Here is a 15748-nt window from a genome sequence, read left to right on the forward strand (position 1 = left end):
CGGGACACGCTATACACCTACACCCGTTGGCAGGTGATTGCGCTGCTGTTCCTGGGCTTTTCGGCGGGCCTGCCGTTCCTGCTGGTGTTTTCCACCCTGAATGCGCGACTGGCGGATGTGGGGGTGGAGACCGCGACGATCGGTTTCTTCAGCTGGCTGGGGATTACCTATTCCATCAAGGTGTTCTGGGCGCCGGTGGTGGACCGCCTCAAGTTGCCGGTGCTGGACCGGGTATTCGGTAAGCGCCGGAGCTGGATTTTGCTGGCGCAGGCGGGGATTGCCACGGGGCTTTACCTGATGGCCCAGGTGGATGCCACGGTCAATCCCGAGCTGATGGCCTGGTGTGGGTTGCTGGTGGCGTTTTCCTCCGCGACCCAGGACATCGGCATTGACGCTTACCGGATCGAGATTGCCGAGGAGCGGCTGCAGGCGGCATTGGCGGCAACCTACATCTTCGGTTATCGGCTGGCGTTGCTGGTGGCCGGAGCCGGGGCCCTGTACCTGGCGGAGTTCTGGTCCTGGCAGGTGTCCTATGAGGTGATGGCGGCGCTGGTGGGTGTCGGCGTGCTGACGGTGCTGATTGCCCGGGAGCCGCAGGTCAATCATTTTGCCGCGGCGGCTGACATTGCCCACAAGATTGAAGACGAGGCGGCGAAGCGCAGCCACCTGTCCCCGCGCCTGGCCCGGCTGGCTGGCTGGTTCTATGCGGCGGTGGCAGGGCCCTTCCTGGATTTTTTTCGCCGGTACCGGGAGCTGGCTGTGGTGATCCTGGTGCTGGTGGCCGTGTACCGTATCTCCGACATTGCCATGGGTGTGATGGCCAATCCCTTCTACCTGGATTTCATGGGCTTCTCCAAGACCCAGGTGGCAGATGTCACCAAAATCTTCGGCTTCTTCATGACCATCGCCGGTTCGCTGGTGGGTGGCGTGCTGGTGGTGCGCTACGGCGTGCGCAAGATCCTGCTGGCCGGCGCGATCATGACCGCGGCGACCAACCTGTTGTTCGTGCTGCTGGCGCAGTATCCGCCGGATATCGTGACCCTGGCCGTGGTGGTGAGTGCCGATAACCTTAGTGGCGGTATTGCCAATGTGGCGCTGATTGCCTGGCTTTCCAGTATGACTAGCGCTTCCTTTACCGCGACCCAGTATGCGCTGTTCAGCTCCCTGATGACCCTGCCCGGGAAGTTTTTGGGCGGGTTCTCGGGCATTGTGGTGGCGGATTTCGGCTATGCCGAGTTTTTCACCATCTCCGCGATCATGGGGATACCGGCGATTATGTTGGTGCTGTTCCTGATGAGCCGCGGGGAGCGGCTGGATGCGCTGGCGCCGAGGGCGGAGGCTGGGGTTGAGTCCGAGGGACGGGCCTGAAGACAAGGAGTGGGGCCGGACTTTGGCACAGGGGTCTGATGAAAGCTTTCATCTGACCCCATTTTCAGTCTAACAGTGGAGTTTTGGTCCAAGTTGGGGTCAGAAGAACAAGTTCTTCAGACCCCTGTGCCTGGCCCAGCCCCTCTGTGCACACCCCCTCACGGTTGCCACTGAAATCTGCGCATCGACACCCGCCCGTTGACCACTTCGACTCCTTCCGCTTCCAGGCGCCCAACCTGGACCCGGAACATCTCCGAATCCTTCGGAAACGCAATTTCCCCGGAGCTTCGAATCACCCGGAACCAGGGCACCTCGTGACCTTCCGGCAACTGCCCCAGGGCGCGGCCGACGAAGCGGGCCTGTTTGCCAAGGCCGGCCATGTGGGCGACCTGGCCGTAGCTGGCGACTTTGCCCGGGGGGATGGCGTGGACGACTTGCCAGATTTTTTGGGGTTTGGTGGGTTCCATGGTTGGCTAGGGCATTGTGGTGAAGTTGGATCGGGGTCTGATGAACGCTTTCATCTGACCCCTGCTTGGACTTTGACTCCCGGGTCTGATCTAAGTTGGGGTCAGAAGAGCAAGCTCTTCAGACCCCTGTGCCGGCCTCAGACCCCTGTGCAAGCTTCAGAGCCGCAGGCCGCCATCGATTTCGATCACCCGGCCGGAGGCGTAGTCGTTTTCGAAGATGAAGGCGACGGTGGAGGCGATTTCGGCCGGTTTGCCCATGCGTTTAAGGGGGATGCCGGCGGTCATTTTTTCCAGGGCTTCGGGTTTCATGGAACCGGTCATTTCGGTTTCGATGAAGCCGGGGGCGATGCCCATGCAGCGGATGCCGTAGCGGGCGAGTTCCTTGGCCCAGACGGGGACCAGGGCGGAGACGCCGGCTTTAGCGGCGGAGTAGTTGCTCTGGCCCATGTTGCCGGCGCGGGAGATGGAGGCGATGTTGATGATGACGCCCTGGTCGCCGTTCTCGATCATGCGGGTGGCGGCTTCGCGACCGCACAGGAACACGCCGGTGAGGTTGACGTCGATGACGGACTGCCACTGGGACAGTTCCATGCGTTTCTCGACCTTGCCGTCCTTGACCTTCACCATCAGGCCGTCACGCAGGATGCCGGCGTTGTTGACCAGGCCGTTGAGTTGTCCGAAGTCTTCGACGATGGTTTTGAAGGTGGCTTCCACCTCGTCTTCTTTGGCCACGTTGCAGACGTAGGTTTTGGCTTCGCCGCCGGCTTTGTTGCAGGCTTCGGCGGCTTCTGCGAGTTTTTCCGGCATCAGGTCGATCAATGCCACTTTGGCGCCTTTGCCCGCCAGGTATTCGGCCATGGCACGGCCCAGACCCTGGCCGCTGCCGGTGATTGCAATCACGGAATCTTGAAGTTTCATGGTTTGCCCTAATTGAGTTATCAGGTGGTTTTACGTTTCTGTGTGCCGCGAAGAGTCGTTTTTGTGGTGGGGAGTATAACCGTGAAGCCGGGGTGAGATGAACTTGGGGTCTGCACGTGGGGTCTGATGAAAGCCTTCATCTGACCCCGACTTGGACGGAAACTCTGGGGCTGGATCCGGAAGATGGGGTCAGAAGAAGGCTTTCTTCAGACCCCTTTGCAAGAGCCCAACTCGGGGTCAGAAGAACGAGTTCTTCAGACCCCTGTGCGGGGCGACACTCGGGGTCTGATGAAGGCTTTCATCTGACCCCTGCTTGGAAGGGAACTCTGGGGCTGGATCTGAAAATGGGGTCAGAAGAAGGTTTTCTTCAGACCCCTGCTTGGGCTGAAGCTTCAGTGCTGGATTTGAAGATGGGGTCAGAAGAACAAGTTCTTCAGACCCCTGTGCAGCGCAGATCCCTGTGCATATACATACCAAAAGGAGGCACTTTGGCCATCTTTCTTTTCTTATTCATAGTCATGCCGATCGCCGAGATGGCGGTGTTGATCCAGGTGGGTGGCATGATAGGGGTGCTCAATACCATCGGGCTGGTGCTGCTGACGGCGGTGATCGGCGCATGGTTGTTGCGGCAGCAGGGGCTGGCGACGTTGCTTCGGGCGCGGCAGCGGCTGAACAGTGGTGAGTTGCCGGCCCGTGAAGTGGCCGAGGGGCTGATTCTGGCGGTGGGCGGTGCGTTGTTGCTGACGCCCGGCTTTATTACCGACACCATCGGCTTTCTGTGCCTGATCCCCGGTACCCGTCATTTCTTCGCGGCCCAGGTGCTTAAGCGGATGGTGATTTCGGGGCAGAGCAGCAGTTTCTATTTCCGGGCCGGCGGGGGTGATCCGTTTGGTCAGGACCCCTTCGGTGGCCGTGACAACCCCTTTGGCCGGCAGCGTCCGTTCGATCGGGACGGGAACGGCGACATCATCGAGGGCGAGTACCAGGACCGCACCGAACGGGACCACGATCGCATCGAAAAAAAGTGAAAAAAATTTTCATCCGGGGTGTTGAAAATACCTACGCCAACCCCATTAAGGTCTCACAAGTTCGCTGCGGGCTGATATCGGCTGTAAATCAGCCGCTTATGCAGCCGGGCAATTTGGCTGGATCAGGTGCAAACCCGGTCCAACCTCATTAACAACTGTCATTGCCACATTAATCTGACTATTGGAGAAACCGAGCAATGAAAATTCGTCCGCTACACGATCGTGTTGTCGTGCGCCGTAAGGAAGAAGAAGAGAAAACTGCGGGTGGCATCGTGCTGCCGGGTAACGCCAAAGAGAAGCCTTCCCAGGGTGAAGTAATTGCCGTCGGTAACGGCCGCATCCTGGATAACGGCGAAACCCGCGCCCTGGCGGTCAAGGTGGGTGACACCGTGGTTTTCGGCCAGTACGCCGGTAACACCGTCAAGGTTGACGGTGAAGAGCTGCTCATCATGAGCGAGAACGACATCTACGGCGTGCTTGAGTGATCGCTGAGGCGACAGGCACGAACGCTCATTAATCCGATTGGTTCAATTTCGGTTTAACGAACAGGAATAGAAGACATGGCAGCAAAAGAAGTTAAATTCGGTGATAACGCGCGAAAGCGCATGGTCGCAGGTGTCAACATCCTGGCGGACGCGGTCAAGGTAACCCTGGGTCCCAAGGGCCGTAACGTGGTTCTGGAGAAGTCTTTCGGTGCTCCGACCGTCACCAAGGACGGCGTTTCTGTGGCTAAGGAAATCGAGCTTTCCGACAAGTTCGAGAACATGGGTGCCCAGATGGTGAAGGAAGTTGCTTCCCAGGCCAACGAGAACGCCGGTGACGGTACCACTACCGCAACCGTTCTGGCCCAGTCCATCGTTAACGAGGGTATCAAGGCCGTCACTGCCGGTATGAACCCGATGGATCTGAAGCGCGGCATCGACAAGGCAACCACTGAAGCCGTGAAGGCGATTCGCGAAATGGCCACTCCGTGCAACGACAGCCGCAACATCGCCCAGGTTGGCACCATCTCCGCCAACGGCGACGAGACCATCGGCAAGCTGATCGCGGATGCGATGGAGCGTGTTGGTCAGGAAGGCGTCATCACCGTTGAGGAAGGTCGCAGCCTGGAAGACGAGCTGGATGTGGTTGAAGGTATGCAGTTCGACCGCGGCTTCCTGAGCCCGTACTTCATCAACAACCAGGACAACATGTCTGCCGAGCTGGATGACCCGTACATCCTGCTGGTCGACAAGAAGATCTCCAACATCCGCGAGCTGCTGCCGGTGCTGGAAGCTGTGGCCAAGGCTGGCAAGCCGCTGCAGATCATCGCCGAGGACATCGAGGGCGAAGCCCTGGCGACCCTGGTTGTGAACAACATGCGCGGTATCGTGAAGGTCAACGCCGTGAAGGCGCCTGGCTTCGGTGACCGTCGCAAGGAAATGCTGCAGGACATCGCCATCCTGACTGGCGGTACTGTGATCTCCGAAGAAGTCGGTCTGACCCTGGAGAACACCACCCTGGATGACCTGGGCACCGCCAAGCGTGTCAACGTCACCAAGGAAAATACCACCATCATCGGCGGTGCCGGTGCCCAGGCGGACATCGAGGCTCGCGTTGAGCAGATCCGCAAGCAGATCGAAGACAGCACCTCCGACTACGACAAGGAGAAGCTGCAGGAGCGCGTAGCCAAGCTGGCTGGCGGTGTGGCCGTGATCAAGGTTGGCGCCGGCTCCGAAGTGGAAATGAAAGAGAAGAAGGCCCGCGTTGAAGACGCGCTGCACTCCACCCGCGCTGCCGTTGAAGAAGGCATCGTGGCCGGTGGTGGTGTCACCCTGATCCGTGCCATCGCGGCTCTGGAAAAGGTGGATGCCATCAACGAAGAGCAGAAGGCCGGTGTCAACATCCTGCGCCGTGCCATGGAAGCTCCGCTGCGCCAGATCGTGTTCAATGCCGGTGGCGAGTCTTCCGTGGTGGTTGCCAAGGTTCGTGACGGCGAAGGTGCCTTCGGCTACAACGCGGCCACCGAGACCTACGGCGACATGCTGGAAATGGGTATCCTGGATCCTGCCAAGGTGACCCGTTCCGCGCTGCAGGCCGCTGCTTCCGTGGCATCCCTGATCATCACCACCGAGGCGATGGTTGCGGACGAGCCGCAGGAAGAAGGCGCCGGCGGCGGCATGCCGGACATGGGTGGCATGGGCGGAATGGGAGGCATGGGCGGCATGATGTAATGCCGGCCAGATCCCGACCGGGCCCCGATTTCTGAGGCTTGGCCCGATCTACCCTGAAAAACCCCGCACCGGGTCACACTGGTGCGGGGTTTTTTCGTTTTTTGTCATGAACTTGCCCCATGCCTTTGTTAGACTCGGATTCCAGTCTTTTTTGTGTGTATTAATGAATGAGTGACGCCGAAACCAAATCCTTTTTTCGCCCGGGCAAGCTGCTGTTGCTGTTCCTGCTCGGGGCGCTGGTGTATTTGGTGGCACTCGTGATCCTGGTGCCCGCCGGCTGGGTGTGGCAGCAGGCGTCCGCTCATGTGAATCTGCAACCCCAGCTGCAGGTCCGGCAGGTGTCGGGCAAGCTGTGGGACGGTGCCGCCGGGGTCGTGGTTGCCGGTTATCCGCTACGGGTGGATTGGGCACTGGGCTGGCCTTCCCTTGGCGGGATGACGATGCCCGTCGATATCAAACTGGATACGGCCCAATCCTCGCTCCAGGGTGATCTGACGATGGGCTGGCCACTGAGTGCCGCGCTGGATGCCTCGGGCCATATCGGGGTGGCCGAGTTCCGGGAACTGATCCGCAAGAGCCGCGGCGCGATGATCGAGGGGGATGTTACTATCGAGCGTCTGCAGCTGGCCTGGGAAGATAACCGGATTACCCGGGCCGATGGCCTTGCTACGTGGCCTGGCGGCCGGGTGACCTGGCCCATGGGGGACCAGACCGGTTCGGCGGATTTCCCGCCCATGCAGGCCAACCTCGATACGGTTCAGGGCGGGTTGGAGCTGAAGATCGCGGAGCAGGGCGGCAGCGGGCCCGCCGCCCAGGCCAATCTGCTCTGGAGCGGCATGATGGAAATCCAGGTCTACAAGCGTATGGTGGATCTGGCCGACCAGCCCTGGCCGGATTCGGCAAGTCCGGACGATGTGGTGTTCCGGGTCCGGCAACCGTTGATTCCGGGAGGCCTGTAATATGATGGTATTTCCTCGCCAGGCCCAGGCTCGCGTCTCCCGGATTCTCGCAAATCTGTTGCTGCTGGGGCTGACCCTCTACCTCGCGGTTGCCCTGGCCCGGGTCACTTGGCTGGTGGCCTGGGATGACCGTCCGGTGCCGGTGGCACCGTCCTCGGAGGCGCTGGGAATGGCTGCATCCGGTGGCCAGGATTTCCCCATCGCTGGTTATGATTTCTTCGGGCGCCCCAGTGTTCAGGCGGGCGTGGCGGATTCCGTGAAACGCTCGGCGCCGGAGACCGGTCTGCGCCTGCGGCTTGAAGGAGTGCTGGTTGGCGAACGTCCGGAGGTTTCCGGTGCTATAGTTGCAGGAAGTAACGGCGAAACGGCCTATTATCGCGTGGGTGACATGTTGCCCGGCAGTGCCGAGCTGGTCGAGGTGGAGCCGAACCGGATTCTTTTGCGCCGGAGCGGGCGTTATGAATCACTGACCTTTGAGGAATCGGTTGATTCCGGCATGGTTGCAGAAGTGGAGGATGTACCGGCAGAATCGTCACCGGAGGCGTTCCTGGCGAGTGTCCGGGAGCAGGTGGAGAGCCAGGGTGCCGCGGTGCTGGCCCAGTACGGCCTGAGCCCGGTGGATGACAGCGGCATGTCAGGTTATGTCTACGACGGTTCCAACGCCATGCTCAACGCAGTCAACCTGCAGGCCGGGGACGTGATCACTGCCATCAACGGCCAGCGGCTGGGTGATCTGGAACAGGACAAATCCCTGCTGGAAAGCTGGCGCGGCCAGGCCCAGCTGGAAATCGAAATCGAGCGTGACGGAAGCATCCTCACTTTTAGTTATGCCATACCCGAGCAGTGGCGCTGAACGGGATCAACGATACAGGACGAAATCGCCAGATGTATAACCACAAGACGAATCTTCTACGGGCCATTGCGCTGCTGATCCTTCTCCCGATGATGTCCCTGGCGTACGCACAGGAAGAGACCTGGAGGCTGAATCTCAAGGATGCGGATATCCGTGCCTTCGTGACCCAGGTGGCAGACATCACCGGCTACAGCTTTGTGGTGGATCCCCGGGTCAAGGGCAAGGTGACGGTGCTCTCCAGCGCCCCCATGAACAAGGATGAAATCTACGATCTGTTCCTGGCGGTTCTGAACGTGCATGGTTTTACCGCCATTCCCGGGGAAGAGGTGATCAAGATCGTGCAGCAGGTGGACGCCAAGCAGTCCGCGGAAATTCTTTCCCGCTTTGAGGAAACGCCCTCGGAGCAACTGATCACCCGGGTAATCCAGATTGATAACGCCAACGCCCTGGAACTGGTGCCCATCCTGCGTCCTCTGGTCGCCAAGTACGGACACCTGGCCGGTGTGGCGGCGGCCAATGCCCTGATTGTCAGTGACCACCGTTCCAATATCGAACGCATCGAGCAGATCGTCCGGGAGCTGGACAGCCCCTCCAAGTACGAGGTGGAAGTGATCCAGCTGCAGGAAGCCTGGGTCGGTGACATGGTGACCCTGCTGCAGGAGCTGGCGCCGGATGAATTGGGTAAGGCCGGGGGCGAGAATGCCGCCCGCAAGTACAGCGTCACCGCCGATGAGCGCAGCAACCGTCTGATTCTCCGGGGCGATGAAACCTTCCGGGAAAAGATGCGTGAGTTGATCCGCAAGCTGGACCAGCCCTCGGCCACCGGTGGCACCACCAAGGTGATTCGGCTGAAGCATGCCGATGCCAAGAATCTGACCGAGATCCTCAAGGGTGTGATGGGTGAGGTGCTCAAGGAAGGCAGTGCGGCCAGTGGCGGCGGTACCGGCGGTGCCAGTGGGAATCCGAACAACAATTTTTCAGTCTTCGCGGACGAGGGCCTGAACGCCCTGGTGGTCCGTGGTGATCCCTCTCTGATGCAGGAAGCCGAGCAGATTGTGGCGCAACTGGATGTTCGCCGGGCCCAGGTGATGATTGAGGCGGCCATTGTCGAGATCAGTGATGAGCTGGGGCAGGACCTCGGCGTCCAGCTCGCGGCGGGGGACGAGTCCGGTGAATCGACACCGGTAGTCGGTACCAACTTCGGCAACGTCGGTCGGAGTCTCGGGGATGTGCTCACTGCAATCCTGAGTGGGTCGGCAATCACCCCGGCGACGGGAGGTATCACCATCGGCGCGGGCGAGCGGGACGAGGATGGCCTGAGCTGGGGTATCCTGCTCCAGGCGTTGTCCACCTCTACTGCAGCGAACCTGCTGTCCACGCCGAGCATCATTACCCTGGATAACCAGGAATCCGAGATCACCGTGGGTCAGAACGTGCCGTTCCGGACTGGCCAGACGGCCGTTACCGGCGATGGCCTGAGCAACCCGTTCACGACCATCGAGCGCCGCGACGTGGGCCTGACCCTCAAGGTCACCCCGACCATCAGCGCCGACGGCCTGGTTCGGCTGGTGGTGGAGCAGACCACCGAGAGCGTGGCCGACAGCATCGAGAATGCCTCCGATATCGTCACCAACAAGCGTGAAATCAAGACCACTGTACTGGCGGACGACGGCGAAACCATCGTCCTCGGTGGCCTGACCCGCGACGATCTGCAGGTCACCAAGAGCAAGGTGCCCCTGCTGGGGGATATCCCGGTCCTCGGCCGCCTGTTCTCCTCCGAATCCCAGAGCCGCATCAAGCGTAACCTGCTGGTGTTCCTGCGCCCGACCATCATGCTCGGCAAGGCTGACGCCGTCGCCGCGACCGACGACAAGTACAAGGCACTGTGGGACGTGAACCTGAACGTCCGCGAGAAGCTCGGCCTCCCCCGGGGGGAACAGCGGCCGGCGATTGATGAGCTGTTTGATGCCGGCAGCGAGATGCGGGCGCAGTGATGAAAAAGGGGGCTTGTGCACCTCTTGGGGTCACCCCTCGGGGTCTGATCCAACTCAGGGGTCTGATGAACTCGTTCATCTGACCCAATCTTAGGCCCAACTCAGGGGTCTGATGAAGACCTTCATCTGACCCCATGTTCAGGCGGAACCTGGGAGCATGAAGTCCAAGCCGGGGTCAGATGAACGAGTTCATCAGACCCCAAGGGGAGCATCAGACCCCTGAGTCCCATCTGACTCCACCTCCACCCTGCCGTCCTACAACGGCGGCATCGGACAATCCATCTGATCCGCCACCAGCCGCATCAGTTCATACTCCCTGACCTCCACCTTGCCATCGTGGCTCACACAATGAGCGCAGGCGTCGATGATGGCGGGCTTGAGCAGCGGCGACAGGCTGTTCAGCGCCCTCAGAGCCTCCTGCAGCTGCCGCATGGTGACTTTCTCCAAGGGCGGGAGGTCTTCCTTCCGGCTATCTACAAAGCCGGCAATGGCCTCCTGATACAGCTTCTGCGCCTCGGTGTTATCGGCGGTCCCGGCGCGGGCCATGAGGCTCAGCAATCGTTGGATCGCCGGTAACAGCGGTTTATAGCTCTTGTGCCGAACGGGCACCACCCGTCCGGCGTTATCGCCGAGGTGGCGGGACAGAAAGCTGGTGAGGGTCAGCTCGAACAGGCTGATCTTCTCGTCCGCCGCTGCGAGCTTCCGCACATTATTGATCAGCCCCTCCCGTTCCTCCGGATCCAGCTTGCGCAGCGCCGGCATGGCCAGTTCCAGGGCGGGGAAGCGCACGCCTTCACCAATGCTTTTCAGGGCTGGGAGGATCTTGGCCATGATCTCCGGCTGACAGCCCAGCACCGGGTGCTCGGGCAGCAGGGCCAGGCGTTCCTTTTGTAATTCCCGCGAGAGCTCACAGACGAGCATGGCATAACAAAGTTGGATGGCGCCGGCGCGGGTGTAGAGCAGGGTACGAAAGGTGGCCGGAATCTGCTCGAGGAATGCGATGGCGAAGTCCTCGCCCTGCCGGGTGACTGTGCCCACGTGGCTCGACAGTTCTTTCGCCGGCACCGGCGCGGCGCGGCTAATGGGTGAGGTGCGGCCGGACCGGACCGGCTGGTAGATGTCCCGGGCAACGTCCGCAATACCCGCCGCACCGGCCGGAGCCTGGGTTCCGGTACGGAGATCGGCGCTGGGCCGGGTATCCCGCAGACGGCTGCGCAGGCGGGCCAGCAGGCCGGGCTGGATGGTGTTGATGCGCACATCGATGGGCGGATGCGAGGCCAGCAGCGAGGTGAATTTCATCCGCGCGGCTTCGCCGAAACACATGTGGTTCATATCACTGGCATGGCTGGTGGTATCCAGGTATCCGCCTTTCATGCCGATCTTGAACAGGGCGCCGCCGATGCCTTCGGGATTGCGCGTAAACTGCACCGAGGAGGCGTCCGCGAGCATCTCCCGCTGGCGGGACACCGCAGACTGGATCAGGCGGCCAAAAAACACGCCCACATAACCGATGATCATCAGGGCCAGGCCCACCAGCGCCATGGCGGCCTGGGCGCGGCCATCGCGGTTGCGGGAGCGGATGCCATGGCTGCTGTAGAAGCCGGCGCGCAGCAGGAACTGGCCGATCTGCCCGATCATCAGGATGCCGGCCAGCAGGGCAATCAGGCGGACGTTAATCCGCATGTCACCATTGAGTATATGGCTGAATTCGTGCCCCACCACGCCCTGCAGTTCGTCCCGCGTGAGCTGGGTGAGGGCACCGTGGGTGACCACCATCACTGCCTCGCCCGGCGTGTAACCGGCCACAAAGGCATTGATGCCGGTCTCCTGGTCCATCACATACAGTTCCGGCACCGTCACACCACTGGCAATGGCCATTTCCTCGACAATGTTGCGCAGTTTGCGCTCGTCCGGATCGCGGGTATCCGGATCAATGGCGCGGGCGCCGACCATGCGGGCCACCCGTTCACCACCGCCGGCCAGGTCGACCCAGCGCACCAGCGAACCGATGCCAATCAGGGCGACCACCGCCGAGGCGGTAATGAGACCGTGGCTTGAGAGCAGCCAGTGGTGGAAGGCGAGGCTGGAGGTTTCGCTACGGGTGACCAGGTAGCCAACGACGCAGACCGCGAGGGTGATCAGCACCACCGCGGTCAGGAACAGGAACACCAGCAAACCGGTGTTGCGCCGGGCATGGGCCTGGCGCTGGAAGAATCCGGGATGAGCCATGGCTCAGACCTTAAAATGCAACTTTCGGGGCCTGGCGGGCTTCCGGGGACTCGAGCTGGAGCTGAGCGGTTTCCTTGAACGCGAACATGCCCGCGACGATGTTGTTGGGGAACTTCTCGCGGAAGATGTTGTAGTTCATCACGCCATCGTTGTAGGCCTGACGGGCAAAGGAAACCCGGTTCTCGGTGCTGGAGAGCTCTTCCATCAGCTGCTGGATGGTTTCGTTGGCCTTCAGCTCCGGGTAATTTTCTGCCACGGCGTAGAAGTTGGCCAAGGCCTTGGTCAGCAGGTTTTCGGCGCCGCCCAGGCGCTGGATCTTGGTGCTGTCCCCCGGGTCAGTGGCGGCATCCTTCTGGGCGCTGACCGCGTTGTTACGGGCTTCCATCACCTGGGTGAGGGTGGATTTCTCGTGGGTCAGGTAGGCCTTGGCGGCTTCCACCAGGTTGGGAATCAGGTCGTGGCGCCGCTGCAGCTGCACGTCAATCTGGGCAAAGCCGTTCTTGAACTGGTTGCGCAGGGACACCAGCTGGTTGTAGATGAACACCAGATAGATCACGACGACAGCGATCACTGCCAGGCCGATAAGGGTCGTTCCCATTTCAACTCCTCTGAATGGTTGGTCTGAATCTACTTCCTTGAGTATCCATGATTTTTTCAGAGATTTCCCGGCAGGGTTGTATCAATTTGTTCATTTTTGGTGCTGAGCGGATACAAAAACGCCCGCACGGAGGCGGGCGTTTGCCGGCGGCCCGGGTGGACCGCCGTCTGAAAGCCAGAATCGGCTGATTATGCCAGGTTTTCGTTGACGAAATCCCAGTTAACCAGGTTCCAGAACGCTTCCAGGTAGTTCGGACGGGAGTTGCGGTAGTCGATGTAGTAGGCGTGCTCCCACACGTCTACGGTCAGTACCGGCTTGTCCGCGCCAGTCAGCGGGGTTTCCGCGTTGCTGGTGTTGACGATGGCAACGCTGCCGTCAGCCTTCTTCACCAGCCAGGTCCAGCCGGAACCGAAGTTGTTGGCGGCCTTGTCGTTGAACTCTTTCTTGAAGTCTTCGAAAGAACCGAAGGCTTTCTCGATGGCGTCCTTGGCTGCGCCAGTCGGCTCACCGCCACCGTTCGGGCTCAGGCAGTGCCAGTAGAAAGTGTGGTTCCACACCTGGGCTGCGTTGTTGAACAGCGGGCCGCTGGAGCTCTTGATGATGTCTTCCAGGGACTTGTTGGCGTTGTCGGTGCCTTCAATCAGGCCGTTCAGCTTGGTGACGTAGGTGTTGTGGTGCTTACCGTAATGGTACTCGAGGGTTTCCTGAGAGATGTGCGGTTCCAGTGCGTTTTTTTCGTAAGGCAGTGCGGGAAGTTCAAATGCCATGAGGTCGTTCTCCCTGTCTCTCTGTTTATGTGGATGTACAGTAGCGCAATATAAGGTCGATTTGAGCTATATCAACCCTTTGGTGTCAAAGAACTTTTAAACTCCGGACAGCCCGGCAGGAACTGCGCGCAGTTCCGGACCCGCCAGACCAGCTCTTCGTAGCTGTCCGCCAGAATGTTCACATGACCCAGCTTGCGGCCCGGTCGCTCCCCTTTATTGTAGAGGTGAACGTGCGCGTAGGGCAGTTCCAGAATCCGCTCGATGTCGCCGTGCTCGCCAATGATATTGATCATACAGCTTAGACCACGGGGCGCGACATTTCCCAGCGGGTGGCCGCTGACGGCGCGGATGTGGTTCTCGAACTGGCTGGTCATGGCCCCTTCGATGGTCCAGTGGCCGGAGTTGTGCACCCTCGGCGCCATCTCGTTCGCCACCAGGCCATCGTCGGTTTCGAACAGCTCAAGAGTCAATACGCCGACGTAGTCCAATTCGTTCAACAGCGCCTTGATGTAACGCTCGGCGTCTTCCTGGACGTGCCTCTCCAGGCCGGGGGCCGGGGCGATGGAGTAGCGCAGGATGCCTTCGTGGTGAGTGTTCTCCGCCATCGGATAGAAGGCCAGGTCGCCGTCTTCGGCGCGCACCGCGATGATGGACACTTCGCGCTTGAAGTTGACGAATTTCTCGACGATCAGGAGTTGGTGCCCAATGCTTTCCCAGGCGCTTTCGGCGTCTGCCGGATCTTTCAGGACAGCCTGGCCCTTGCCGTCATAGCCTTCGGTGATGGATTTGGCGACCACGGGGCAGCCGAGCTCTTCGGCGGCGGCTTTGAGGGATTCAGCGCTGTCGGCGATTTTCCACTCGGGAGTGGGGATGCCCAGCTGGCCAAACAGGGTTTTCTCGGCTTCGCGGTTCTGGCACACCTGCAGTGCTCTCGGGCAGGGGTGAACCGGCTTTTCTTTGGCCAGTTTTTCGGCAACTTCGACTGGCAGGTGTTCGAATTCGTAGGTGACGCGGTCTACTCGGGACAGGAAGTCGTCCAGGTATTGGCCTTCGCGGTCGATGATGACTTCGCCGAGCCCGGCGCTGGGGCTGCCGGACATGTCGTAGAATACAAAGGTCTTGGCCAGCGGGTATCCGGCGAGGGCCAGCATGCGCCCGAGTTGGCCGGCGCCTAGTACACCAATTCTCATTTGTGTTCTCCTGCCATGGTTTGGCATATGAGTTTAGTCTGATTTCTGGTCTGGCTTCGGGAGTGTGAGCGGGTTGGGCAAGGCTTTCCAAAACACGCTCCTGGCGGCACGTCCCTGTGACGCTTGAGCTCCGCCATCCATGGCTCCGCACAGTTTTGGAAAGCCTTGCCCAACCCGCTCAACGGAACCTTGTGCAAAGCCGCTCGTTCACATCGCGATAGCATTAACCTCTCTTCCCAGCTCTTCGCCCTGAATTGGCTAGTCTCTGCGCTTGAATGGCTATCACAACAGGTTCGGGGAGTCTTAGGGGTATCCTTTCCAAAACTGTTGAGGGCCATGGACGGCCCGAAACAAGCGCACATGGACGTGCTCGTAGCGTGTTTTGGAAAGGATACCCCTAAGACTCCCTTCTCCCAAGTTTGGTATGCCAGCTTGATTTGGGTTGTCAGGTCTTACTGATCGCTCGGGTCCGGATTATCGAGGACTGTCTGCGTTTGGGTCGAACGAAACTCTTCGACCGCCTTCCGGACATTATTATCGAACGTGCCGATGATTTGTGCTGCCAGCAGGCCGGCGTTGGTGGCTCCCGCCTTGCCGATGGCCAGGGTGCCAACGGCAATGCCGCCGGGCATCTGGACGATGGAGAGCAGGGAGTCGAGGCCGTTCAGGGCTTTGGACTGGACCGGGACACCGAGCACGGGCAGGGCGGTCTGGGAGGCGACCATGCCCGGGAGGTGCGCGGCTCCGCCGGCGCCTGCGATGATGACTTTCAGGCCGCGGTCTGCAGCGGTCTTGGCGTAGTCAAAGAGCAGGTCCGGAGTGCGGTGGGCGGAGACGACTTTGGTTTCGTAGGGTACGCCGAGCTGTTCGAGCATGTTGGCGGCGTGTTCCATGGTGGGCCAGTCGGATTTGGAGCCCATGATGAGTCCTACAAGCGGCTGCATATGCAACATCCTGAGATAATTGGAAAGCCGGCCATTGTATGTTTTGGCTACTTACCATGCAACTTGGCTATTGGGGTGCATGGTGCCGGGTGGGCACTGAAGAAGGGGCCGTCCCCAGGGGTCTGATGAAAGCTTTCATCTGACCCCATCTTAAGGTCCGTCTCCGTGGTTGCCGCCAAGGAGGGGTCAGAAGAAAGCGTTCTTCAGACCCCGGCCCGAT

The 15748-nt window shown here is 60.4% G+C and carries 14 protein-coding genes; 7 read left to right on the forward strand and 7 right to left on the reverse strand.

Features of this window, described 5'->3' with window-relative positions:
• The first annotated feature begins 33 nt into the window (after window positions 1-33).
• On the forward strand, window positions 34-1368 hold the full coding sequence (locus tag DET50_RS08965) for an AmpG family muropeptide MFS transporter (protein WP_181799960.1): 1335 nt from the start codon (window positions 34-36) through the stop codon (window positions 1366-1368).
• A 158-nt stretch (window positions 1369-1526) separates the two neighbouring features.
• Here DET50_RS08965 and DET50_RS08970 read toward each other — a convergent pair whose 3' ends face one another.
• Both DET50_RS08970 and DET50_RS08975 read right to left on the reverse strand, forming a co-directional pair.
• The gene (locus DET50_RS08970) at window positions 1527-1835 is read right to left on the reverse strand and encodes an MGMT family protein (RefSeq protein ID WP_113862527.1); all 309 of its coding nucleotides are present in this window, start codon (window positions 1833-1835) and stop codon (window positions 1527-1529) included.
• Window positions 1836-1991: 156 nt separating this feature from the next.
• A complete protein-coding gene (locus tag DET50_RS08975) occupies window positions 1992-2753 on the reverse strand; it encodes an SDR family oxidoreductase (protein ID WP_113862528.1) in 762 nt (253 codons plus the stop codon).
• 488 nt (window positions 2754-3241) lie between these two features.
• On the opposite strand from DET50_RS08975, the gene DET50_RS08980 reads away from it, so the two are divergent.
• The 6 genes from DET50_RS08980 (at window position 3242) to gspD (ending at window position 9800) form a co-directional block, all read left to right on the forward strand.
• Entirely contained in the window at window positions 3242-3781 is a 540-nt protein-coding gene (locus tag DET50_RS08980) for an FxsA family protein (RefSeq protein ID WP_113862529.1), read from the forward strand.
• A 197-nt stretch (window positions 3782-3978) separates the two neighbouring features.
• Entirely contained in the window at window positions 3979-4266 is a 288-nt protein-coding gene (groES, locus tag DET50_RS08985) for a co-chaperone GroES (protein ID WP_011785505.1), read from the forward strand.
• Window positions 4267-4341: 75 nt separating this feature from the next.
• Window positions 4342-5994, forward strand: coding sequence for a chaperonin GroEL (groL, locus tag DET50_RS08990; protein WP_113862530.1), 1653 nt, complete (start codon window positions 4342-4344; stop codon window positions 5992-5994).
• 167 nt (window positions 5995-6161) lie between these two features.
• A complete protein-coding gene (gene gspN, locus DET50_RS08995) occupies window positions 6162-6953 on the forward strand; it encodes a type II secretion system protein N (protein ID WP_113862531.1) in 792 nt (263 codons plus the stop codon).
• A 1-nt stretch (window position 6954) separates the two neighbouring features.
• Entirely contained in the window at window positions 6955-7806 is an 852-nt protein-coding gene (locus DET50_RS09000) for a type II secretion system protein N (protein ID WP_113862532.1), read from the forward strand.
• A 32-nt stretch (window positions 7807-7838) separates the two neighbouring features.
• Entirely contained in the window at window positions 7839-9800 is a 1962-nt protein-coding gene (gene gspD / locus DET50_RS09005; RefSeq protein WP_113862533.1) for a type II secretion system secretin GspD, read from the forward strand.
• A gap of 255 nt (window positions 9801-10055) precedes the next feature.
• Here gspD and DET50_RS09010 read toward each other — a convergent pair whose 3' ends face one another.
• The 5 genes from DET50_RS09010 to purE all read right to left on the reverse strand — a co-directional run bounded on the left by DET50_RS09010 (window position 10056) and on the right by purE (window position 15528).
• The gene (locus DET50_RS09010; protein ID WP_113862534.1) at window positions 10056-12029 is read right to left on the reverse strand and encodes a M48 family metallopeptidase; all 1974 of its coding nucleotides are present in this window, start codon (window positions 12027-12029) and stop codon (window positions 10056-10058) included.
• A 10-nt stretch (window positions 12030-12039) separates the two neighbouring features.
• Window positions 12040-12627, reverse strand: a complete 588-nt coding sequence (locus DET50_RS09015; protein WP_092000506.1) for a LemA family protein — start codon at window positions 12625-12627, stop codon at window positions 12040-12042.
• A gap of 188 nt (window positions 12628-12815) precedes the next feature.
• Window positions 12816-13394 (reverse strand): superoxide dismutase [Fe], encoded by a 579-nt coding sequence (gene sodB, locus DET50_RS09020; RefSeq protein ID WP_113862535.1) that lies wholly within the window; start codon window positions 13392-13394, stop codon window positions 12816-12818.
• 71 nt (window positions 13395-13465) lie between these two features.
• Window positions 13466-14584, reverse strand: coding sequence for a 5-(carboxyamino)imidazole ribonucleotide synthase (locus DET50_RS09025; protein WP_113862536.1), 1119 nt, complete (start codon window positions 14582-14584; stop codon window positions 13466-13468).
• 452 nt (window positions 14585-15036) lie between these two features.
• Window positions 15037-15528 (reverse strand): 5-(carboxyamino)imidazole ribonucleotide mutase, encoded by a 492-nt coding sequence (purE, locus tag DET50_RS09030; RefSeq protein WP_113862537.1) that lies wholly within the window; start codon window positions 15526-15528, stop codon window positions 15037-15039.
• Window positions 15529-15748: the final 220 nt, after the last annotated feature.

It is taken from the genome of Marinobacter pelagius (assembly GCF_003315345.1).
Taxonomy (GTDB): Bacteria; Pseudomonadota; Gammaproteobacteria; order Pseudomonadales; family Oleiphilaceae; genus Marinobacter; species Marinobacter pelagius_A.